General features: G+C 34.7%; 21 protein-coding genes. 16 read left to right on the top strand and 5 right to left on the bottom strand.

Annotation, left to right across the window (positions count from 1 at the left end):
* Nucleotides 1-110: 110 nt before the first annotated feature.
* Nucleotides 111-1,703, top strand: coding sequence for an L-lactate permease (locus tag IDG45_RS03595; RefSeq protein WP_000173891.1), 1,593 nt, complete (start codon nucleotides 111-113; stop codon nucleotides 1,701-1,703).
* Nucleotides 1,704-2,031: 328 nt separating this feature from the next.
* On the opposite strand, the gene spa is transcribed toward IDG45_RS03595, so the two are convergent.
* From spa to sirA, 5 genes are all read right to left on the bottom strand, one after another.
* Complete coding sequence (spa, locus tag IDG45_RS03590) at nucleotides 2,032-3,255, bottom strand: staphylococcal protein A (protein WP_000728701.1); 1,224 nt, start codon at nucleotides 3,253-3,255, stop codon at nucleotides 2,032-2,034.
* 420 nt (nucleotides 3,256-3,675) lie between these two features.
* Nucleotides 3,676-4,428, bottom strand: coding sequence for an HTH-type transcriptional regulator SarS (gene sarS, locus IDG45_RS03585; RefSeq protein ID WP_000876752.1), 753 nt, complete (start codon nucleotides 4,426-4,428; stop codon nucleotides 3,676-3,678).
* A 367-nt stretch (nucleotides 4,429-4,795) separates the two neighbouring features.
* Complete coding sequence (gene sirC / locus IDG45_RS03580; RefSeq protein ID WP_000136629.1) at nucleotides 4,796-5,794, bottom strand: staphyloferrin B ABC transporter permease subunit SirC; 999 nt, start codon at nucleotides 5,792-5,794, stop codon at nucleotides 4,796-4,798.
* A complete protein-coding gene (gene sirB, locus IDG45_RS03575) occupies nucleotides 5,791-6,786 on the bottom strand; it encodes a staphyloferrin B ABC transporter permease subunit SirB (protein ID WP_000925003.1) in 996 nt (331 codons plus the stop codon). The genes sirC and sirB overlap by 4 nt, the downstream gene beginning before the upstream one ends.
* Nucleotides 6,787-6,801: 15 nt before the next feature.
* A complete protein-coding gene (gene sirA, locus IDG45_RS03570; RefSeq protein ID WP_001045111.1) occupies nucleotides 6,802-7,794 on the bottom strand; it encodes a staphyloferrin B ABC transporter substrate-binding protein SirA in 993 nt (330 codons plus the stop codon).
* 230 nt (nucleotides 7,795-8,024) lie between these two features.
* Here sirA and sbnA point away from each other — a divergent pair, with 230 nt between their 5' ends.
* The 15 genes from sbnA to IDG45_RS03495 all read left to right on the top strand — a co-directional run bounded on the left by sbnA (nucleotide 8,025) and on the right by IDG45_RS03495 (nucleotide 23,667).
* Complete coding sequence (gene sbnA / locus IDG45_RS03565) at nucleotides 8,025-9,005, top strand: 2,3-diaminopropionate biosynthesis protein SbnA (protein ID WP_000570808.1); 981 nt, start codon at nucleotides 8,025-8,027, stop codon at nucleotides 9,003-9,005.
* Nucleotides 9,002-10,012 (top strand): N-[(2S)-2-amino-2-carboxyethyl]-L-glutamate dehydrogenase SbnB, encoded by a 1,011-nt coding sequence (gene sbnB, locus IDG45_RS03560; RefSeq protein WP_001078456.1) that lies wholly within the window; start codon nucleotides 9,002-9,004, stop codon nucleotides 10,010-10,012. The genes sbnA and sbnB overlap by 4 nt, the downstream gene beginning before the upstream one ends.
* Nucleotides 10,013-10,032: 20 nt before the next feature.
* Nucleotides 10,033-11,787, top strand: coding sequence for a staphyloferrin B biosynthesis protein SbnC (sbnC, locus tag IDG45_RS03555; protein WP_001179407.1), 1,755 nt, complete (start codon nucleotides 10,033-10,035; stop codon nucleotides 11,785-11,787).
* Nucleotides 11,780-13,036 carry a staphyloferrin B export MFS transporter gene (sbnD, locus tag IDG45_RS03550; RefSeq protein ID WP_000610135.1) on the top strand — a complete coding sequence of 419 codons (1,257 nt, stop codon included), beginning with the start codon at nucleotides 11,780-11,782 and terminating at the stop codon, nucleotides 13,034-13,036. Before sbnC ends, sbnD begins: the two co-directional genes overlap by 8 nt.
* On the top strand, nucleotides 13,026-14,762 hold the full coding sequence (gene sbnE, locus IDG45_RS03545; RefSeq protein ID WP_001179899.1) for an L-2,3-diaminopropanoate--citrate ligase SbnE: 1,737 nt from the start codon (nucleotides 13,026-13,028) through the stop codon (nucleotides 14,760-14,762). The genes sbnD and sbnE overlap by 11 nt, the downstream gene beginning before the upstream one ends.
* Nucleotides 14,671-16,521: a 3-(L-alanin-3-ylcarbamoyl)-2-[(2-aminoethylcarbamoyl)methyl]-2-hydroxypropanoate synthase SbnF gene (gene sbnF / locus IDG45_RS03540; RefSeq protein WP_072433288.1), complete on the top strand. Its 1,851-nt coding sequence runs from the start codon at nucleotides 14,671-14,673 to the stop codon at nucleotides 16,519-16,521. Before sbnE ends, sbnF begins: the two co-directional genes overlap by 92 nt.
* A complete protein-coding gene (gene sbnG / locus IDG45_RS03535; RefSeq protein WP_001186803.1) occupies nucleotides 16,496-17,272 on the top strand; it encodes a staphyloferrin B biosynthesis citrate synthase SbnG in 777 nt (258 codons plus the stop codon). The genes sbnF and sbnG overlap by 26 nt, the downstream gene beginning before the upstream one ends.
* A complete protein-coding gene (sbnH, locus tag IDG45_RS03530) occupies nucleotides 17,272-18,474 on the top strand; it encodes a staphyloferrin B biosynthesis decarboxylase SbnH (protein WP_001223722.1) in 1,203 nt (400 codons plus the stop codon). The genes sbnG and sbnH overlap by 1 nt, the downstream gene beginning before the upstream one ends.
* A gap of 3 nt (nucleotides 18,475-18,477) precedes the next feature.
* Complete coding sequence (gene sbnI / locus IDG45_RS03525) at nucleotides 18,478-19,242, top strand: bifunctional transcriptional regulator/O-phospho-L-serine synthase SbnI (RefSeq protein ID WP_111063699.1); 765 nt, start codon at nucleotides 18,478-18,480, stop codon at nucleotides 19,240-19,242.
* Nucleotides 19,243-19,436: 194 nt separating this feature from the next.
* Nucleotides 19,437-19,865 carry a hypothetical protein gene (locus IDG45_RS03520; RefSeq protein ID WP_001056924.1) on the top strand — a complete coding sequence of 143 codons (429 nt, stop codon included), beginning with the start codon at nucleotides 19,437-19,439 and terminating at the stop codon, nucleotides 19,863-19,865.
* Nucleotides 19,866-19,914: 49 nt separating this feature from the next.
* Nucleotides 19,915-20,709, top strand: coding sequence for a hypothetical protein (locus IDG45_RS03515; protein WP_031927393.1), 795 nt, complete (start codon nucleotides 19,915-19,917; stop codon nucleotides 20,707-20,709).
* Nucleotides 20,710-20,919: 210 nt separating this feature from the next.
* Entirely contained in the window at nucleotides 20,920-21,696 is a 777-nt protein-coding gene (locus IDG45_RS03510) for a (S)-acetoin forming diacetyl reductase (protein ID WP_000183771.1), read from the top strand.
* A gap of 143 nt (nucleotides 21,697-21,839) precedes the next feature.
* Nucleotides 21,840-21,962, top strand: coding sequence for a hypothetical protein (locus IDG45_RS03505; RefSeq protein WP_014532536.1), 123 nt, complete (start codon nucleotides 21,840-21,842; stop codon nucleotides 21,960-21,962).
* A gap of 69 nt (nucleotides 21,963-22,031) precedes the next feature.
* Nucleotides 22,032-23,012 (top strand): NAD-dependent epimerase/dehydratase family protein, encoded by a 981-nt coding sequence (locus tag IDG45_RS03500; protein ID WP_072433290.1) that lies wholly within the window; start codon nucleotides 22,032-22,034, stop codon nucleotides 23,010-23,012.
* Complete coding sequence (locus tag IDG45_RS03495) at nucleotides 22,975-23,667, top strand: sugar transferase (protein ID WP_000736077.1); 693 nt, start codon at nucleotides 22,975-22,977, stop codon at nucleotides 23,665-23,667. The genes IDG45_RS03500 and IDG45_RS03495 overlap by 38 nt, the downstream gene beginning before the upstream one ends.
* Nucleotides 23,668-23,696: the final 29 nt, after the last annotated feature.

The following is a 23,696-nucleotide window of genomic DNA, read 5'->3' as shown; positions in this document are numbered from 1 at the left end:
ACATATAGGAGTGTTACATTTTAAATATGTGATCATCGCAAAATATAAGTTGAAATAGGGTGTAGATTAATCAGGATGATAAATATTTTATATAAAGAGAGGGAGTCATTATGACACTACTTACTGTAAATCCATTCGATAATGTTGGATTATCAGCCTTAGTTGCAGCAGTACCTATTATTTTATTTTTATTATGCTTAACCGTTTTTAAAATGAAAGGCATTTATGCAGCATTGACAACTTTGGTTGTTACATTGATTGTGGCTTTATTTGTATTTGAATTACCAGCGCGTGTATCAGCAGGTGCGATTACAGAAGGCGTTGTTGCCGGTATTTTCCCAATAGGATATATCGTTTTAATGGCAGTTTGGTTATATAAAGTTTCTATTAAAACAGGACAATTTTCTATTATTCAAGATAGTATTGCAAGTATTTCAGAGGACCAAAGAATCCAACTATTATTAATTGGATTTTGTTTCAACGCATTTTTAGAAGGTGCAGCAGGATTTGGTGTGCCAATTGCGATTTGTGCAGTATTATTAATTCAACTTGGATTTGAACCATTAAAAGCAGCGATGTTATGTTTAATTGCTAATGGTGCGGCGGGTGCCTTTGGTGCAATTGGTTTACCAGTTAGTATTATTGATACGTTTAACTTAAGTGGAGGCGTTACAACATTAGATGTTGCGAGATACTCAGCATTAACACTTCCAATTTTAAACTTTATTATTCCATTTGTTTTAGTATTCATTGTAGATGGTATGAAAGGTATTAAAGAAATTTTACCTGTCATTTTAACAGTGAGTGGTACATATACTGGATTACAATTATTATTAACAATATTCCATGGTCCAGAACTAGCAGACATTATTCCATCACTAGCAACAATGGTGGTGTTAGCATTTGTTTGTCGTAAATTTAAACCGAAAAACATTTTCAGATTGGAAGCGTCTGAACATAAAATTCAAAAACGAACGCCTAAAGAAATTGTCTTTGCTTGGAGTCCATTCGTCATTTTAACTGCCTTTGTATTAGTATGGAGTGCACCATTCTTCAAAAAATTATTCCAACCTGGAGGTGCACTTGAAAGTCTAGTAATAAAATTGCCAATTCCAAATACTGTGAGTGATTTATCGCCTAAAGGAATTGCGTTGCGTCTCGATTTAATTGGTGCAACTGGGACAGCGATTTTATTAACAGTAATTATTACAATTTTAATTACGAAGTTAAAATGGAAAAGTGCAGGTGCTTTATTGGTCGAAGCAATTAAAGAATTATGGTTACCGATCCTTACAATTTCAGCTATCCTAGCTATTGCTAAAGTTATGACATACGGTGGTTTGACTGTAGCAATTGGACAAGGTATTGCTAAAGCGGGAGCAATTTTCCCATTATTCTCTCCAGTATTAGGTTGGATTGGTGTGTTTATGACTGGTTCAGTTGTAAATAACAATACTTTATTCGCACCTATTCAAGCGACAGTGGCACAACAAATTTCAACAAGCGGTTCATTACTTGTGGCAGCTAACACTGCAGGTGGTGTAGCAGCGAAACTTATTTCACCACAATCAATTGCCATTGCGACTGCAGCTGTTAAAAAAGTTGGTGAAGAGTCTGCATTATTAAAAATGACGTTAAAATACAGTATTATATTTGTTGCCTTTATTTGTGTTTGGACGTTTATACTAACGTTAATATTCTAAATATAAATAATGTTGTCACTTGGATTCAAATGACATTTTAAATCTAATTATTCATGAATCGAACTAGTACGAAATGCATTGAGCATCTTGTCTAGTTCGATTTTTTAATGTCTAAAAATGTCGTATATGTAATTAGAGTAGAAAGTGTTGAGGCGCTTCAGAAGTTGTTTAGAAAAGTAAGTAAAATAAAAAATGCACTGAGCAACAAAAGATGTTACTCGTGCATTTAGATGATTCTTATCATTTCAAATAAGAATGTGTTAATCAACGTATATAAGTTAAAATTGGTTTGGATAAAATGATATCTATCGTTGTGTATTGTTTGTTTTTATAGTTCGCGACGACGTCCAGCTAATAACGCTGCACCTAACGCTAATGATAATCCACCAAATACAGTTGTACCGATGAATGGATTTTCTTCACCAGTTTCTGGTAATGCTTGAGCTTTGTTAGCATCTGCATGATTTGCTGGTTGCTTCTTATCAACAACAAGTTCTTGACCAGGTTTGATCATGTTTTTATCAGCTAATTTGTTATCTGCAGCAATTTTGTCAGCAGTAGTGCCGTTTGCTTTTGCAATGTCATTTACTGTATCACCAGGTTTAACGACATGTACTCCGTTGCCGTCTTCTTTACCAGGCTTGTTGCCGTCTTCTTTACTAGGCTTGTTGCCATCTTCTTTGCCAGGTTTGTTGCCGTCTTCTTTACCAGGCTTGTTGCCGTCTTCTTTACCAGGCTTGTTGTTGTCTTCCTCTTTTGGTGCTTGAGCATCGTTTAGCTTTTTAGCTTCTGCTAAAATTTCTTTGCTCACTGAAGGATCGTCTTTAAGGCTTTGGATGAAGCCGTTACGTTGTTCTTCAGTTAAGTTAGGTAAATGTAAAATTTCATAGAAAGCATTTTGTTGTTCTTTGTTGAATTTGTTGTCAGCTTTTGGTGCTTGTGCATCATTTAGCTTTTTAGCTTCTGCTAAAAGGTTAGCGCTTTGGCTTGGGTCATCTTTTAAGCTTTGGATGAAACCATTGCGTTGTTCTTCATTTAAGTTAGGTAAATGTAAGATTTCATAGAAAGCATTTTGTTGTTCTTTGTTGAATTTGTTATCCGCTTTCGGTGCTTGAGATTCATTTAACTTTTTAGCTTCTGACAATAGGTTAGCACTTTGACTTGGATCATCTTTTAAGCTTTGGATGAAACCATTGCGTTGTTCTTCGTTCAAGTTAGGCATGTTCAAGATTTCATAGAAAGCATTTTGTTGTTCTTTGTTGAAATTGTTGTCAGCTTTCGGTGCTTGAGATTCGTTTAATTTTTTAGCTTCACCTAAAACGTTAGCACTTTGGCTTGGATCATCTTTAAGGCTTTGGATAAAACCATTACGTTGATCAGCGTTTAAGTTAGGCATATTTAACACTTGATAAAAAGCATTTTGTTGAGCTTCATCGTGTTGCGCAGCATTTGCAGCAGGTGTTACGCCACCAGATATAAGTAATGTACCTAAAGTTACAGATGCAATACCTACACCTAGTTTACGAATTGAATAAATGTTTTTCTTTTTCAAATTAATACCCCCTGTATGTATTTGTAAAGTCATCATAATATAACGAATTATGTATTGCAATACTAAAATCTATATTTATAATTAAATTTAAATGTAAGTTTTACAACTTATAAAATAAATATTTTGCTCAAAGATTTATTCAGGAAGTAAAAGGCTTAAAACCGCAAAATCACGCTATTTCGATTAATAAAAACAGATAAAATATAGAGATATTTTTTATAATGAAAGCGTTTTAATGTATATAAGTTAAAAAATATTTTTAAGAATAAAGTGGGGCTTTAAATGTGCTGAGGTTTAATTTCGGAAATGGTTTTAAGAGATATAGAAAATAGAAAGTTGTTCATAATGTGCTGAGGTTTTATTAAAAAATAGAAAACACAAGTGCACTTTAGAATACAGCACACTTGCGTAATAGAGATATTATTCAAAAACAAGATGTAAATGATCTTTATCTGCTAATAATTGATTCACTTGAGCTAATAATTGTTCAGCATGGTCTTGCTGCGCGTCATTCATATGAATTAAAATTTTTCTTTCATCTTCAGTTGAGCGTTCTTTTATTAGATAGCCTTGCTTTTTTAAATTATTGAGAGCTCTAACAGTTTGAGGGTATTTATGGTGGATTGTTTCAATTAAATCTTTAAGAAGAACGATGTTTTTATTTTGAGAAGTGATAATAGCTAGAATTGTGAATTCTACAAAACTTAATGTTAGATGCTTTTTGATAATATTCTTGAAATACATTGTATACATCATCAAGTTTAGAAATTCTTTACTATCTTTTGGTATCATTTGTGATTCACTTTGATCTGCAAGGTTAAATTGTTTAATGATGTGATCAAACAATGTAACACGTTCTGCAATTTTCTCTCGTTGTTCTTCAGATATTGAAATGTAAGTATTACGCTCATCAATTTTACTTCGAACTTTACTAATATATGAATGTTTCACAAGTACTTTTATATGCTGTACTAAATCCGATTGTTTATAACATAAATCTGAAACAATCTTCTTAAATGGAAGTGTGTTTTCTTGCTGATGAAATAAATAAGTCAGTAATATAAATTCTTTTATAGTCATATCGACTTCAGGCTTGACTTTTTTCTTAAAACGAAACATATATGCTTCAATGATTATAAAATCTCTAATTTTGTCATGGTTATTATATTTCATTGTTTTATCTCCTTGTATATGCACTTTATTTTAATATAACACAATATAATAAGAAAAATAATCCATAATTTACAATTAAAAATAATATGATATTTTTATTAAAATTTGTGTTTTTGAATAAATGACATTATCAAACACTATATTTAAATAAGAAATAGTTATCGATATTTGAAAAATCGAAGAATATTGATTGATATTATAGAATATGAGTCGGTGTTATTTGTATATAAAGTATTAATATGTAATTAAGAAAGTCGACGCTTGTTAACAATAACGACAACTATATGTATAAAAAACCTCGCAACGGTTAGTTAGCTTAAACATTTTGCTAACGTTGTTGTGAGGTCATTTTGTTTTAATAATATCGTTATAACTTTTTCACGGTTAATAATAAGTATATGAAGAATGGGGCACCAAAAGCAGCAATAAATACACCTGCTGGCACTTCTTTAGGTAAGAATAAGGTACGCCCAATTAAGTCTGCAATAACAATTGATATGGCACCAATCATTGCTGACATTAGTAACTTTTTAGCATAACTTCCGCGAACGATTGTTTTCGCGATATGTGGTGCGATTAAACCGACAAACCCAATGTTACCTACTAAACTGATTGCCATAGATACGAGTATAGTAGAAGTGATTAATTGGATTAGTTTCATACGTTGTACATGTAAGCCTAAGCCAATCGCTACAGGGTCATCAAGTATAGATATTTTCATTTTTGGTATAACAAGAAATAACAACGGCACAACAGCTAAAATAACCATACCCAAAATGATTGTATCTTTAAACGTAGCACCGTAAAGACTTCCGACTAGCCATGTATAAGCTTTGGCAGCAGATAATTGCTTCGTTGTAATGAGTAATCCTTGGACAAGCGCAATAAACAACGTTTGCATCGAAATACCGATGATTATGAGTGTTGTCGGGCGTATTTGTCCTTTCGTTTGAAACACTAATAGTATCATCATTGCAACTGCGCCACCTAATACTGCAAATAGTGGAAGTAAATGTATCGTTAAATGGCTGAAAAATGCAATAAAGACAACAGCACTTAAGCTAGCACCACCTGTGATTCCGATAATATCTGGTGAGGCAATTGGATTTTTCAATACATTTTGTAACATTAAACCACTCATCCCTAGTGCGGCACCAGCTAATATCGCAAGTGTAATGCGAGGTAAGCGTAATACTTCTAAAGTGAATTGATCTATACTGTCATTTGGATTTATAAAGTACATCAGTACGCGTTGTAATGGTATAAAGCTTGAACCAATCATCATACTTACCACTGAAACGATGGCTAAAAAGATTAACGCGAAGATGAGATGGTAATTGTCTTTTTTATTAATCTTTTCGGTCATAAGCGTTGACGTCCTTTCTTCATAATATAGATTAAGACAATAGCGCCAATGACAGCGGTAACGACACCGATAGGCAACTCTAGTGGCTTAATTATTATACGAGCAACAATGTCTGAAATGATCATTAGGATTGCTCCAGCTAATGCAGTAAAAGGAATTAAATACTTATAGTTTGGTGGTAATAATCGTTTGCTAATATTCGGTACGATAAGACCCACAAAGACGATTGATCCAGCTACGGCTACCGAAATACCGGCTAACATACTGATAAGCATAATAATCATCCATTTGATTAATTTTATGTTTTGACCGAGGCCGGTTGCAATGTCGTCACTTGTCATCAAGATGTTGATGTGTGCAGCCATGCTAAATGCAATTAAAATAAGTATCAATACAAGCGGAATAACCCATGGGATATCCCAAATGTTACGTAATGAAACGGAGCCACTCAACCAAAATAATAGGCCTTGTAAGTCTGTTTCGTTCATAATAAGTATGCCTTGAGTAAAGGCTGTAAATAGCATCGCAATCGCAGCACCTGCCAAAATGACACGATGAGGTGAAAATAGGGTTTGTCTAAACATACCTAGTGCAACGACTAAGACTGTAACAACAATAGCCCCCAAAAATGCGATGACAACAATCATTTTAAAAGATTGAATTTGGATAAATGTAATACTAAAGATGACAAAAAATACTGCGCCTGCATTGACACCGAAAAGCCCTGGTGATGCTATTGGGTTTCGTGTAAGTGCTTGCATCAACAAACCTGAGACAGCAAGGGCAGCACCAGTCAATAACGCAATGATTGTTCTCGACGCCCGTGCACCAGTGACAACATCATGTAAATCGTTTTCACTATCAAAGTTGAATAACGCCTGTATCACCGTACCTGGTGACACAAGCGTATTTCCAATCATTAAACTTAAGATAGCTACTATTGCAAGACATAAACCAGCAATAACGATTTGGTATTTTGGTTTAAGTAGCATCGTAAAACTCCTTAATTATTTTGATTGTTTTTCAATATTTAACTTTTCATATAAATCGTCAATAAGTTTTAATGATGATTTATATCCGCCAGCTAAGTTCCAAGTGATTTCATCTAAATCATCAGATACTTGGTTGTTTTTAACTGCGTCTAAATTTTTCCACTCTTTACTTGAAGTCCATTCGCTTTCAGTCTTTTTAACTAATGCAGCATCTTTCGCATTTGGATCTGATTTTACTACAAAAATATGATCAGCGTTCATTAATGGAATGCTTTCTTTAGATGTAAGTTGGATAATATCTTTACCATTATCAACTTGTTTTTGTAAGTCTTTATTACGTTTGAATCCTAAATCATTTAAGATTTCACCAGCATATCCACCAGCATAAATTCTTGTATGATCAGCACGGAAGTTAACAACTGAAGCTTTCAATGGCCATGCATCTTTATACTTTGCTTTTGCATCTTTTTGGAATGCAGCTACTTTATCATCGTACTTTTTAAGTAAATCTTCAGCTTCTTTTTCTTTCCCTAAAGCTTTCCCCATTAACTTAGTTGTATCTTTGAATTTGAAAACTGTATCAGTAGAAACTGTTGGTGCGATTTTAGATAATTGATCGTAAACTTTTTCATTTCTAACTTTTGACGCGACAATTAAGTCCGGTTTTAATTTAGAGATTTCCTCTAAGTTAGGCGCAGGTTCTTGACCTACAATCTTAGTATCTTTTAAATCATTTTTTATGTATTCGAATTTCGGTTTTTGTGTCCATGATTCTACAGCACCTACAGGTTTAACACCTAAAGATACAGCGACGTCAGTGGCACCTTGATATAGCGTAACAACACGCTTTGGTTTCCCTTTAATTTCAGTTGTACCCATTGCATGTTTAATTGAAGTTGTTTCCTTATCTTTGTTATCAGATGATTGTTTATTTGAATTCCCACTACATCCTGCTAAAACAAGTAGGAAAGCAAGCGTAACAACAAGCATTTTAATTACTTTATTCATTGACTAATTAGCCTCCTTCGTGATGTATGACAATGAGAATCATTATCACGATTTAGTATGAATTAAATTTTTTCCTAAGTCAATAAAATATTTATGATTTACATGCAACTTATAATTATTTGACATATAAATGCATAAAAAATATAATCCTAATTACTTGATAGTGAGAATCATTATCAATTAGGTAACACACAATATTATAGAATTTTAAATTTGAGGAGGAAGCGCTTTTGATTGAAAAAAGTCAAGCATGTCACGATTCATTGTTAGATTCTGTAGGGCAAACACCTATGGTTCAACTTCATCAACTATTTCCGAAACATGAAGTGTTTGCAAAGTTAGAGTATATGAATCCTGGAGGCAGCATGAAAGATCGACCTGCCAAGTACATCATTGAACATGGTATTAAACATGGTTTAATCACTGAGAATACACATTTAATTGAAAGTACTTCTGGTAATTTAGGCATTGCGTTGGCAATGATAGCTAAAATCAAGGGATTAAAACTCACGTGTGTTGTTGATCCTAAAATATCACCAACAAATTTGAAAATTATTAAAAGTTATGGTGCCAATGTAGAAATGGTTGAAGAACCTGATGCACATGGGGGTTATTTAATGACTCGTATTGCAAAGGTGCAAGAACTGTTAGCCACTATTGACGATGCATATTGGATTAATCAATATGCGAATGAGTTAAATTGGCAATCCCATTATCATGGTGCAGGCACAGAGATTGTTGAAACAATTAAGCAACCTATAGATTATTTTGTCGCGCCAGTCAGCACGACAGGTAGCATTATGGGTATGAGTAGAAAAATAAAAGAAGTGCATCCAAACGCACAAATTGTTGCTGTTGATGCGAAAGGGTCAGTCATTTTTGGTGACAAACCTATTAATAGAGAATTACCTGGTATCGGTGCTAGTCGTGTACCCGAAATATTGAATAGATCAGAAATTAATCAAGTGATCCATGTAGATGATTATCAATCTGCTTTGGGCTGTCGAAAACTGATTGATTATGAAGGCATATTTGCTGGAGGTTCAACAGGTTCGATTATTGCAGCGATTGAGCAGTTGATAACGTCAATTGAAGAAGGTGCAACAATTGTCACGATTTTACCAGATCGAGGCGATCGTTACTTAGATTTAGTTTATTCAGATACATGGTTAGAAAAAATGAAATCAAGACAAGGAGTTAAATCAGAATGAATAGAGAGATGTTGTATTTAAATAGATCAGATATTGAACAAGCGGGAGGAAATCATTCACAAGTTTATGTGGACGCATTAACAGAGGCATTAACAGCGCATGCGCACAATGATTTTGTACAACCGCTTAAGCCGTATTTAAGACAGGATCCTGAAAATGGACACATCGCAGATCGAATTATTGCAATGCCAAGTCATATCGGTGGTGAACACGCAATTTCAGGTATTAAGTGGATAGGTAGTAAGCACGACAATCCATCGAAACGTAATATGGAGCGTGCAAGTGGTGTTATTATTTTGAATGATCCAGAAACGAATTATCCAATTGCAGTTATGGAAGCAAGTTTGATTAGTAGTATGCGTACTGCAGCAGTTTCAGTGATTGCAGCTAAGCATTTGGCTAAAAAAGGATTTAAAGATTTAACAATCATTGGTTGCGGGCTAATCGGAGACAAGCAATTACAAAGTATGTTAGAGCAATTCGATCATATTGAACGCGTGTTTGTTTACGATCAATTCTCTGAAGCATGTGCACGCTTTGTTGATAGATGGCAACAACAGCGTCCGGAAATTAATTTTATTGCGACAGAAAATGCTAAAGAAGCAGTATCAAATGGTGAAGTAGTCATTACATGTACCGTAACGGATCAACCATACATTGAATATGATTGGTTACAAAAGGGTGCATTTATTAGCAACATTTCTATCATGGATGTGCATAAAGAAGTCTTTATTAAAGCTGACAAAGTCGTAGTAGATGACTGGTCACAATGTAATCGAGAAAAGAAAACTATTAACCAATTAGTGTTAGAAGGTAAATTCAGCAAAGAAGCACTTCATGCTGAACTAGGACAACTTGTGACAGGTGACATACCAGGACGTGAAGACGATGATGAAATCATATTACTTAATCCGATGGGTATGGCTATCGAAGATATTTCAAGTGCTTACTTTATTTATCAACAGGCACAACAACAAAATATTGGGACAACATTGAACCTATATTAAGAATGCGAGGTGTCTGAACATTGCAGAATCATACAGCAGTCAATACAGCACAAACGATAATATTAAGGGATTTAGTTGATGCATTATTATTTGAAGATATAGCCGGTATTGTATCGAATAGTGAGATTACTAAAGAAAATGGACAAACCATTTTGATATACAAACGTGAAACACAACAAATAAAGATACCTGTTTATTTTAGTGCTTTAAATATGTTTCGTTATGAAAGTTCACAACCAATTACGATAGAAAGAAGGACGTCTAAACAACCACTAACTGCAGCTGAATTTTGGCAAACAATCGCTAATATGAATTGTGATTTAAGTCATGAATGGGAAGTGGCTCGCGTTGAAGAAGGACTGACTACTGCTGCCACACAGCTTGCTAAACAATTATCAGAATTAGATTTAGCGTCACATCCTTTTGTGATGTCAGAGCAGTTTGCAAGTTTAAAAGATCGTCCATTTCATCCATTAGCTAAAGAAAAAAGAGGATTAAGAGAAGCGGATTATCAAGTGTATCAAGCTGAATTAAATCAATCATTTCCTTTAATGGTTGCAGCAGTTAAAAAGACACATATGATTCATGGCGATACTGCAAATATTGATGAATTAGAAAATTTGACAGCACCTATAAAAGAACAAGCGACAGACATGTTAAATGATCAAGGGTTATCAATAGATGACTATGTACTATTTCCGGTACATCCTTGGCAATATCAGCATATTCTGCCGAACGTCTTTGCGAAAGAAATTAGTGAAAAATTGGTTGTACTATTACCGTTAAAATTTGGAGATTATCTGTCATCTTCAAGTATGCGTTCATTAATTGATATTGGCGCACCGTATAACCATGTCAAAGTACCATTTGCAATGCAGTCATTAGGCGCATTAAGGCTAACGCCTACGCGTTACATGAAAAACGGAGAACAAGCAGAACAATTATTACGTCAGCTTATAGAAAAAGATGAAGCACTAGCTAAGTATGTCATGGTTTGTGATGAAACAGCTTGGTGGTCATATATGGGTCAAGATAATGATATTTTCAAAGATCAATTAGGTCATTTAACTGTTCAGTTAAGAAAATATCCCGAAGTGCTAGCCAAAAATGATACGCAACAGCTAGTGTCAATGGCAGCACTCGCGGCAAATAATCGCACCTTATATCAAATGATTTGTGGAAAAGATAATATTTCTAAAAATGATGTCATGACGTTACTTGAAGATATCGCACGAGTCTTTTTAAAGGTAACACTATCATTTATGCAATACGGCGCATTACCAGAGTTGCATGGTCAAAATATATTGTTGTCATTTGAAGATGGACGTGTACAAAAATGCGTGTTACGTGATCATGATACTGTCAGAATTTATAAACCATGGCTAACAGCACATCAGCTTTCATTGCCGAAGTATGTCGTCAGAGAAGATACACCTAATACGCTAATTAATGAAGATTTGGAAACATTCTTTGCTTATTTTCAAACATTAGCTGTATCGGTAAATCTATATGCCATTATTGATGCAATTCAAGATTTATTTGGTGTAAGTGAGCATGAACTTATGTCGTTGTTAAAACAAATTTTAAAAAATGAAGTGGCAACTATTTCCTGGGTTACAACTGATCAGCTAGCTGTCAGACACATTTTATTTGATAAACAGACGTGGCCATTTAAACAAATTTTATTACCATTGCTATATCAACGTGATAGTGGTGGAGGTAGTATGCCTTCAGGTTTAACTACCGTACCAAATCCAATGGTGACATATGATTAATCAGACTATATGGCGCAGTAACTTTCGCATTTTATGGCTCAGTCAGTTTATAGCGATTGCTGGACTGACAGTACTTGTGCCATTATTGCCAATTTATATGGCATCACTACAAAATCTATCAGTCGTAGAAATACAGTTGTGGAGTGGTATAGCGATTGCTGCTCCAGCTGTAACGACGATGATAGCTTCGCCGATATGGGGGAAGCTAGGTGATAAGATCAGCCGAAAATGGATGGTGTTAAGAGCGTTACTTGGTTTGGCGGTATGCTTATTTTTAATGGCATTGTGTACTACACCATTACAGTTTGTACTTGTGAGGTTATTGCAGGGACTATTTGGTGGTGTTGTTGATGCATCAAGTGCGTTTGCGAGTGCAGAGGCGCCAGCTGAAGATCGTGGAAAGGTATTAGGAAAACTGCAAAGTTCAGTCAGCGCAGGGTCTCTTGTGGGGCCATTAATTGGCGGTGTTACAGCTTCGATATTAGGTTTTAGTGCGTTACTGATGAGTATTGCCGTTATTACTTTTATTGTCTGTATTTTCGGTGCATTAAAATTGATTGAAACGACACATATGCCAAAATCACAAACACCAAATATTAATAAAGGTATTCGCCGTTCATTTCAATGTCTATTATGCACACAACAAACATGTCGATTTATTATCGTTGGCGTTTTAGCAAACTTTGCTATGTATGGCATGCTAACTGCATTATCACCACTTGCTTCATCAGTGAATCATACAGCGATAGATGACCGTAGTGTGATTGGATTTTTACAGTCCGCATTTTGGACGGCTTCGATATTAAGCGCGCCTTTATGGGGTCGCTTTAATGATAAATCATATGTTAAATCAGTATATATATTTGCCACGATTGCATGTGGTTGTAGTGCGATACTGCAAGGTTTAGCGACGAATATAGAGTTTTTAATGGCTGCAAGAATACTTCAAGGATTAACATACAGTGCATTGATTCAAAGTGTTATGTTTGTCGTCGTGAATGCGTGTCATCAGCAACTTAAAGGCACGTTTGTTGGAACGACGAACAGTATGTTAGTTATTGGTCAAATTATTGGTAGTCTTAGTGGCGCTGCCATTACAAGTTATACTACACCAGCTACTACGTTTATCGTTATGGGCATAGTATTTGCAGTAAGTAGTTTATTTTTAATTTGTTCAACCATCACTAATCAAATCAACGATCACACATTAATGAAATTATGGGAGTTGAAACAAAAAAGTGCAAAATAAAGAATTAATACAACATGCAGCGTATGCGGCTATCGAACGCATTTTAAATGAATATTTTAGAGAAGAAAATTTATATCAAGTACCACCTCAAAATCATCAATGGTCTATACAATTATCTGAGCTCGAAACGTTAACAGGTCAATTCGCTTATTGGTCTGCGATGGGGCATCATATGTATCATCCAGAGGTATGGCTAATTGATGGAAAAAGTAAAAAATTAACAACTTATAAAGAAGCAATTGCGCGTATTTTGCAACATATGGCTCAAAGTGCAGATAATCAAACGGCAGTGCAACAACATATGGCGCAAATTATGTCTGACATCGATAATAGCATTCATCGCACGGCGCGTTATTTGCAAAGTAACACAATAGACTACGCAGAGGATCGCTATATCGTTTCAGAACAATCTTTATATTTAGGTCATCCATTTCATCCGACTCCTAAGAGTGCAAGTGGGTTTTCAGAAGCAGATTTAGAGAAATATGCACCCGAATGTCATACATCATTCCAATTGCATTATTTAGCTGTGCATCAAGATGTTCTGCTCACGCGCTATGTAGAAGGTAAAGAAAATCAGGTTGAGAAAGTGTTGTATCAATTAGCAGATATAGACATATCAGAGATACCTAAAGATTTTATTTTATTACCAATACATCCTTATCAAATCAATGTGTTGCGACAGCATCCACAGTATATGCAATATAGTGAACAAGGTTTAATAAAAGACCTTGGCGTTTCCGGTGATTCAGTTTACCCGACGTCTTCGGTTAGAACTGTATTTTCAAAAGCATTAAACATTTATTTAAAATTACCGATACACGTTAAAATCACTAATTTTATACGTACGAATGACCTTGAACAGATTGAACGGACAATTGATGCCGCGCAAGTTATCGCATCAGTCAAAGATGAGGTTGAAACACCCCATTTTAAATTGATGTTTGAAGAAGGATATCGTGCATTGTTACCGAATCCATTAGGGCAAACAGTTGAACCTGAAATGGATTTATTAACTAATAGCGCCATGATTGTTCGTGAAGGGATACCAAATTACCATGCTGATAAAGATATTCATGTATTGGCGTCATTATTTGAAACGATGCCAGATTCACCGACCTCTAAGTTATCACAAGTGATTGAGCAAAGTGGTTTAGCACCAGAAGCATGGCTTGAATGTTATTTGGATCGTACATTATTGCCGATATTAAAGCTGTTTAGTAACACAGGCATTAGTCTAGAAGCACATGTACAAAATACATTAATTGAATTAAAAGGTGGCATACCCGACGTATGCTTTGTCAGAGATCTTGAAGGCATTTGTCTATCTAGAACGATTGCTACTGAAAAACAACTTGTGCCAAATGTTGTGACAGCATCAAGCCCTGTTGTATATGCACATGATGAAGCATGGCATCGTCTTAAATATTACGTTGTAGTAAATCACTTAGGACATTTAGTATCAACCATTGGTAAAGCGACTAGAAATGAAGTTGTGTTATGGCAACTTGTAGCGCATCGTCTTATGACTTGGAAAAAAGAATACGCGAATAACGCAGTATTTGTTGACTGTGTAGAAGATTTATATCAAACGCCGACCATTGCGGCTAAAGCGAATTTGATGAGTAAATTGAATGATTGTGGTGCAAACCCTATTTATACACATATACCAAATCCAATCTGTCATAACAAGGAGGTATCGTATTGTGAATCAAACAATTCTTAATCGTGTAAAGACTAGAGTGATGCACCAACTGGTATCATCACTTATTTATGAGAATATCGTTGTTTATAAGACGTCATATCAAGACGGTGTCGTTCATTTTACAATAGAAGGACATGATTCAGAGTATCGTTTTACTGCTGAAAAGACACATAGCTTTGATCGTATACGTATCACATCACCAATTGAGCGTGTCGTAGGAGATGAGGCAGATACAACAACAGACTATACACAATTATTGAGAGAGGTTGTATTTACATTTCCTAAAAATGATGAAAAGCTAGAACAATTTATTGTCGAGTTATTACAGACAGAACTAAAAGATACACAAAGTATGCAGTATCGAGAATCAACCCCACCAGCAACACCTGAGACATTTAACGACTATGAATTTTATGCGATGGAAGGGCATCAGTATCATCCAAGTTACAAATCACGTTTAGGATTTACGTTGAGTGATAATTTGAAATTTGGTCCTGACTTTGTACCAAACGTTAAACTGCAGTGGTTAGCTATCGACAAAGATAAAGTAGAAACGACGGTATCAAGAAATGTTGTAGTTAACGAAATGTTACGTCAACAAGTTGGCGATAAGACTTATGAACATTTTGTACAGCAAATTGAAGCGTCTGGCAAACATGTAAATGATGTTGAGATGATACCTGTACACCCATGGCAGTTTGAACATGTCATCCAAGTTGATTTGGCTGAAGAAAGGCTTAATGGCACAGTACTATGGTTAGGGGAAAGTGATGAGCTATATCACCCTCAACAATCGATTCGTACGATGTCGCCAATAGACACGACAAAATATTATTTAAAGGTACCAATAAGTATAACGAATACTTCAACGAAACGAGTGTTGGCGCCTCATACAATTGAAAATGCAGCGCAAATTACGGATTGGTTAAAGCAGATACAGCAACAAGATACGTATTTAAAAGATGAATTAAAGACAGCTTTTCTAGGGGAAGTCTTAGGACAGTCTTATTTAAATACACAACTTTCGCCTTATAAACAAACTCAAGTTTATGGTGCGTTAGGTGTTATATGGCGTGAAAATATATATCATATGTTAATCGATGAAGAGGATGCGATACCATTTAATGCACTTTATGCGAGTGATAAGGATGGTGTACCATTCATTGAAAATTGGATTAAACAATATGGTTCTGAAGCTTGGACAAAGCAATTTTTAGCTGTAGCGATTCGTCCAATGATTCATATGCTTTATTATCACGGTATTGCCTTTGAATCGCATGCACAAAATATGATGCTCATTCATGAAAATGGTTGGCCTACACGTATTGCCTTAAAAGATTTCCATGATGGTGTTCGTTTTAAGCGTGAGCATTTAAGTGAAGCTGCTTCACATCTGACATTAAAGCCAATGCCAGAAGCACATAAAAAAGTGAATAGTAATTCATTTATTGAAACAGATGACGAACGTTTAGTACGCGACTTTTTACATGATGCATTTTTCTTTATTAATATCGCCGAAATCATCTTATTTATTGAAAAGCAATATGATATCGATGAGAAGCTGCAATGGAAATGGGTTAAAGGCATCATCGAGGCGTATCAAGAAGCATTTCCAGAGTTGAATAACTATCAACATTTCGATTTGTTTGAACCTACGATTCAAGTTGAAAAGTTAACGACACGTCGATTATTAAGTGACTCCGAGTTAAGAATTCATCATGTTACAAATCCATTAGGTGTAGGAGGTATTACTGATGCAACAACTATCTCTGAAACATAGATTAAACAATGGTGATTCAGTTTATGGCATTTTTAATTCTATACCGGACCCATTAATGATAGAGGTTATCGCAGCAAGCGGGTATGACTTTGTTGTGATTGATACAGAACACGTGGCGATTAATGATGAGACACTAGCGCATTTAATTCGTGCAGCTGAAGCAGCGCATATTATACCAATTGTACGTGTCACTGCAGTGATAGATAGAGATATCATTAAAGTGTTGGATATGGGTGCGAGAGGTATTATTGTGCCACACGTTAAAGATCGTGAGACAGTTGAGCATATTGTGAAATTAAGTCGTTATTACCCGCAAGGATTAAGAAGTTTGAATGGTGGTCGCATGGCAAGATTTGGACGTACACCATTACTTGATGCAATGGAGATGGCTAATGAGCATATTATGGTGATTGCCATGATAGAAGATGTTGAAGGGGTTATGGCCATTGACGATATAGCACAAGTCGAAGGTTTAGACATGATAGTCGAAGGTGCCGCAGATTTATCCCAGTCACTTGGCATACCATGGCAAACGCGTGATGATCAAGTAACATCACATGTTCAACATATTTTTGAAGTTGTGAATGCACATGGTAAACATTTTTGTGCATTACCACGTGAAGATGAAGATATTGCAAAATGGCAGGCACAAGGTGTACAAACATTTATTTTAGGTGATGATCGTGGAGAAATATATCGCCATTTAAGTGCATCTCTAGCGACGTCTAAACAGAAGGGGGATGAAGACTAATGCGTATAGTTCAACCCGTTATTGAACAATTAAAAGCACAATCTTATCCAGTTTGTCATTATATCTATGACTTAGTCGGACTGGAACATCATTTGCAACATATTACATCATCATTGCCTAATAATTGTCAGATGTACTATGCAATGAAAGCAAATAGTGAACGAACAATCCTAGATACAATTAGTCAGTATGTTGAAGGATTCGAAGTTGCATCTCAAGGTGAAATAGCAAAAGGTCTTGCTTTTAAACCAGCAAATCATATTATTTTTGGTGGCCCTGGTAAGACAGACGAGGAACTAAGATATGCAGTAAGTGAAGGTGTTCAGCGTATTCATGTTGAAAGTATGCATGAATTACAACGGCTAAATGCCATCTTAGAAGATGAAGATAAGACACAACACATTTTATTGCGTGTTAATTTAGCAGGACCATTTCCCAATGCAACGTTGCATATGGCAGGACGCCCAACACAATTTGGTATTTCTGAAGACGAAGTTGATGATGTCATTGAAGCTACGCTAGCAATGCCAAATATTCATTTAGATGGATTTCATTTTCATTCTATTTCTGACAATTTAGACTCGAATTTACATGTCGATGTAGTGAAACTTTATTTTAAAAAAGCAAAGGCATGGTCTGAAAAACATCAATTTCCTCTCAAACATATCAATCTTGGTGGTGGCATAGGTGTTAACTATGCAGATTTAACTAGCCAATTTGAGTGGGATAATTTTGTAGAAAATTTTAAAACACTTATCGTTGAGCAAGAAATGGAAGATGTGACATTGAACTTTGAATGTGGGCGCTTTATTGTGGCACACATTGGTTACTATGTGACAGAAGTGCTAGACATTAAGAAAGTACATGGTGCTTGGTATGCCATTTTAAGAGGAGGTACGCAACAATTTAGACTGCCGGTATCTTGGCAGCATAACCATCCTTTTGACATTTATCGCTATAAAGACAATCCATATTCATTTGAAAAAGTTTCAATTTCGAGACAGGACACAACGTTAGTCGGTCAATTATGTACACCGAAAGATGTCTTTGCTAGAGAAGTACAGATAGATGCAATCAGTACAGGCGACGTTATTGTTTTCAAATATGCAGGTGCATACGGATGGTCTATTTCACATCACGATTTCTTAAGCCATCCACATCCTGAATTTATTTATTTAACGCAAACAAAGGAGGATGAATAACTATTGAATCATATTCATGAACATTTAAAATTGGTACCAGTAGATAAGATTGATCTTCACGAAACATTCGAACCTTTAAGATTGGAAAAGACGAAAAGTAGTATTGAAGCAGATGATTTTATACGTCATCCTATTTTAGTGACAGCGATGCAACATGGTAGATATATGGTTATAGATGGTGTGCATCGGTATACAAGTTTGAAAGCGTTAGGATGTAAGAAAGTTCCAGTGCAAGAAATCCATGAAACACAATATTCAATTAGTACATGGCAACATAAAGTTCCATTTGGTGTGTGGTGGGAAACGTTACAACAAGAACATCGCTTGCCATGGACTACTGAGACAAGACAAGAAGCGCCATTTATTACGATGTGTCATGGTGATACAGAACAATATTTGTATAGAAAAGATTTAGGCGAAGCACATTTTCAAGTATGGGAAAAGGTTGTCGCAAGTTATAGTGGTTGTTGTTCTGTAGAGAGAATTGCACAAGGTACATATCCTTGTCTTTCTCAACAAGATGTACTCATGAAGTATCAGCCATTGAGTTATAAGGAAATTGAAGCGGTTGTTCATAAAGGGGAAACTGTGCCAGCAGGTGTGACACGCTTTAATATTTCAGGACGATGTCTTAATCTTCAAGTACCACTGGCATTACTTAAACAAGATGATGATGTTGAACAACTGCGCAATTGGAAGCAGTTTTTAGCAGATAAGTTTGCCAATATGAGATGCTATACTGAAAAAGTATACTTGGTGGAGCAATAGTTTTACTGTGATGTTGAGAGAAATATGATGATTTAGCGTATTGATAGCGAAAATATAATAAACAATATAGTGTGGAGAACTTTTGATATTTTATAAATATTAAAGTTCTCCATTTTTGTATTTTGCATATAAAAATTAAATAAAATAAGGTATATTAAGGTAAAGTATAAATTTTAAATAAATGGGGAATAATCATGAACATGAATTTAATTATAGGAAAAATCGCTATTTGGATAGGCATCGTAGTTCAAATATGTTATAACGTCGTTATTGTTAGTATGACAACCTTCATCATTTTTATAAATGTTGAAGGAGCAAGCCCTGAAATAGCTGTTTTAATAGCATTAGTAATCATTCTTATCTTAACTTTACCACCTATCCTAACCGCGATTAACTTAGAGAATAAAATGGTAGTAAAAGGTACGCTTTTTATTGTTTATGCAATTGTGGCATTTTGTATGTTTAATTACCTTTCATCAATGTTATGGGTGGTTTGTGGCATTTTTCTGATTTGGAATAAATACTCAAAAGGTGAATCGACAGACGATGATGAAAATAAAAAAGTTGATATTGAAAGTACAGAGAATCAATTTGAATCTAAAGATAAAATTACTAAAGAATAAAGCGAATATTTGTGGTAGTGTATAAAGTTTAAATAAATGGGGAATGAGCATGAGGAAAAATATAGAATTGATATTAATATGGATGGGTATATATATTCAAATAGCATACATGGCTATTATAGCTTTGCTCATATATATATTTACATTATTTTTTGGATCATTTTTTGGATTTTTATTTTTGTTAACAGGTAATGAAATTGGAGATTTATTAAAAACACCCACTTCATTTATGATATTTGCTACATGTCTAATTATATTTTCAGTCTTACCTGTTACTGTACTAGCATTTGACTTATCTAAAAGAAGAATTTTAAAAGGTATCATATTAGTTGTATATGCGATTATTGCTGCGTTATTATACAACTTTGTATCTGCAATACTTTGGTTTATTGTAGCCATTTCTCTTTTTATTAGAAAAAAATCTTTATCTGCAGAAAATACTGTTGCTGTTCAAAGTCACAAAGGAGCTTCTAAACAAGAAATACGTTATAAACTTGTGTACAAGTCTGTCTCGATAAAACATAGTGATGATTCAATTAAAGTAGCACATACAGTGGGAAATAAAAAACTAATTGATGACAAAACAATTGATATTCACCTTGATTCAAGTGAAATATTAAAAAAGATTAGTACTGACGCAAATCAAGCATCACATAAAGACACGTGTAAAAAGAAACTTGATAGTCAAGACATGATAGAACATCCTGAGTTTAAAAATCCCACGACTAAAAACCTAGAAGGATTAAACGAAGAAGTACATAAAGATGAAGCTACAACTAAAGTTGACAGTGATAATACGGAACCGCCGATTGAATCAAAAGACCATGTCTCGAAAAAAGATTGATAACAAACTAATCGAGAGACTTAAAAAATAATATTCAACATAAGCACTTTTAAAACGACATTTAAACGCATTGCCAATCACTAAAGGTAGTGCGTTTAACTATACCTTAAATATCTGAATATTTTGTTAAATGGAGTTACCTTTGTTGTACTATTCAAATGAAGAGGAGTAAAATGTAATTAAAGGAAAGTAATTTGAGGAGTGATCTTTATGACAAACAACAAAGTAGCATTAGTAACTGGCGGAGCACAAGGGATTGGTTTTAAAATTGCAGAACGTTTAGTGGAAGATGGTTTCAAAGTAGCAGTTGTTGATTTCAATGAAGAAGGGGCAAAAGCAGCTGCACTTAAATTATCAAGTGATGGTACAAAAGCTATTGCTATCAAAGCAGACGTATCAAACCGTGATGATGTATTTAATGCAGTAAGACAAACTGCAGCGCAATTTGGCGATTTCCATGTTATGGTTAACAATGCCGGCCTTGGACCAACAACACCAATCGATACAATTACTGAAGAACAGTTTAAAACAGTATATGGCGTGAACGTTGCAGGTGTGCTATGGGGTATTCAAGCCGCACATGAACAATTTAAAAAATTCAATCATGGCGGTAAAATTATCAATGCAACATCTCAAGCAGGCGTTGAGGGTAACCCAGGCTTGTCTTTATATTGCAGTACAAAATTCGCAGTGCGAGGTTTAACACAAGTAGCCGCACAAGATTTAGCGTCTGAAGGTATTACTGTGAATGCCTTCGCACCTGGTATCGTTCAAACACCAATGATGGAAAGTATCGCAGTGGCAACAGCCGAAGAAGCAGGTAAACCTGAAGCATGGGGCTGGGAACAATTTACAAGTCAGATTGCTTTGGGCAGAGTTTCTCAACCAGAAGATGTTTCAAATGTAGTGAGCTTCTTAGCTGGTAAAGACTCTGATTACATTACTGGACAAACAATTATTGTAGATGGTGGTATGAGATTCCGTTAATAATCATCCACTAATGATAAATAAATCCTTATTGTTAAGTTTAATCACTTAGCAGTAAGGATTTTTTAGTGCACTTAGAAGGGATTGTATTGGTAGAAAATTAATAAGCGAAGTTCTTAAGTGAGTTATGATGTCACTGTCTAATGCATCAGTTGAAAGCATTACTAGTATTAACACACTCAAGATATTATAAAATATCACAAAAACCCCACTATCTAATTTATCTCAATAAAAATTCACAAAGTTATCTCATTTTATTTTTATAAATAAAAAATATCGATAAAAAGCTTACAACACTTTATGTTTTTATGATATATTTTTAATGTATAAAAGAGGTGGAAGATTTGGAAAGAGTTTTGATAACTGGTGGGGCTGGTTTTATTGGGTCGCATTTAGTAGATGATTTACAACAAGATTATGATGTTTATGTTCTAGATAACTATAGAACAGGTAAACGAGAAAATATTAAAAGTTTGGCTGACGATCATGTGTTTGAATTAGATATTCGTGAATATGATGCAGTTGAACAAATCATGAAGACATATCAATTTGATTATGTTATTCATTTAGCAGCATTAGTTAGTGTTGCTGAGTCGGTTGAGAAACCTATCTTATCTCAGGAAATAAACGTCGTAGCAACATTAAGATTGTTAGAAATCATTAAAAAATATAATAGTCGTATAAAACGTTTTATCTTTGCTTCGTCAGCAGCTGTTTATGGTGATCTTCCCGATTTACCTAAAAATGATCAATCATTAATCTTACCATTATCACCATATGCAATAGATAAATATTACGGCGAACGGACGACATTAAATTATTGCTCGTTATATAACATACCAACAGCGGTTGTTAAATTTTTTAATGTATTTGGGCCAAGACAGGACCCTAAGTCACAATATTCAGGTGTGATTTCAAAGATGTTCGATTCATTTGAGCATAACAAGCCATTTACATTTTTTGGTGACGGACTGCAAACTAGAGATTTTGTATATGTATATGATGTTGTTCAATCTGTACGCTTAATTATGGAACACAAAGATGCAATTGGACACGGTTATAACATTGGTACAGGCACTTTTACTAATTTATTAGAGGTTTATCGTATTATTGGTGAATTATATGGAAAATCAGTCGAGCATGAATTTAAAGAAGCACGAAAAGGAGATATTAAGCATTCTTATGCAGATATTTCTAACTTAAAGGCATTAGGATTTGTTCCTAAATATACAGTAGAAACAGGTTTAAAGGATTACTTTAATTTTGAGGTAGATAATATTGAAGAAGTTACAGCTAAAGAAGTGGAAATGTCATAAAAATAACATTGAAGATGTTCATATAAATAAAAATTATAATTATCAAAGAAAATTAGATGCACTCGAAGAAGTGAGAAAAGGCTATTACCCAATTAAACGTGCGATTGACTTAGTATTAAGTATCGTTTTATTATGTTTAACATTTCCGATTATGTTCATATTCGCCATTGCTATTGTCATAGATTCGCCAGGAAATCCTATTTATAGTCAGGTTAGAGTTGGGAAGATGGGTAAATTAATTAAAATATACAAATTACGTTCGATGTGTAAAAACGCAGAGAAAAATGGTGCGCAATGGGCTGATAAAGATGATGATCGTATAACAAATGTCGGTAAGTTTATTCGTAAAACACGCATTGATGAATTACCACAACTAATTAATGTTGTTAAAGGGGAAATGAGTTTTATTGGACCACGCCCGGAACGTCCGGAATTTGTAGAATTATTTAGTTCAGAAGTGATAGGTTTCGAGCAAAGATGTCTTGTTACACCAGGGTTAACAGGACTTGCGCAAATTCAAGGTGGATATGACTTAACACCGCAACAAAAACTGAAATATGACATGAAATATATACATAAAGGTAGTTTAATGATGGAACTATATATATCAATTAGAACATTGATGGTTGTTATTACAGGGGAAGGCTCAAGGTAGTCTTAATTTACTTAATAAGTTCAAATAAA

The organism is Staphylococcus sp. EG-SA-10 (genome assembly GCF_017151945.1).
Classification (GTDB): domain Bacteria; phylum Bacillota; class Bacilli; order Staphylococcales; family Staphylococcaceae; genus Staphylococcus; species Staphylococcus aureus.
This window is presented reverse-complemented; position numbering and strand designations above follow the sequence as displayed.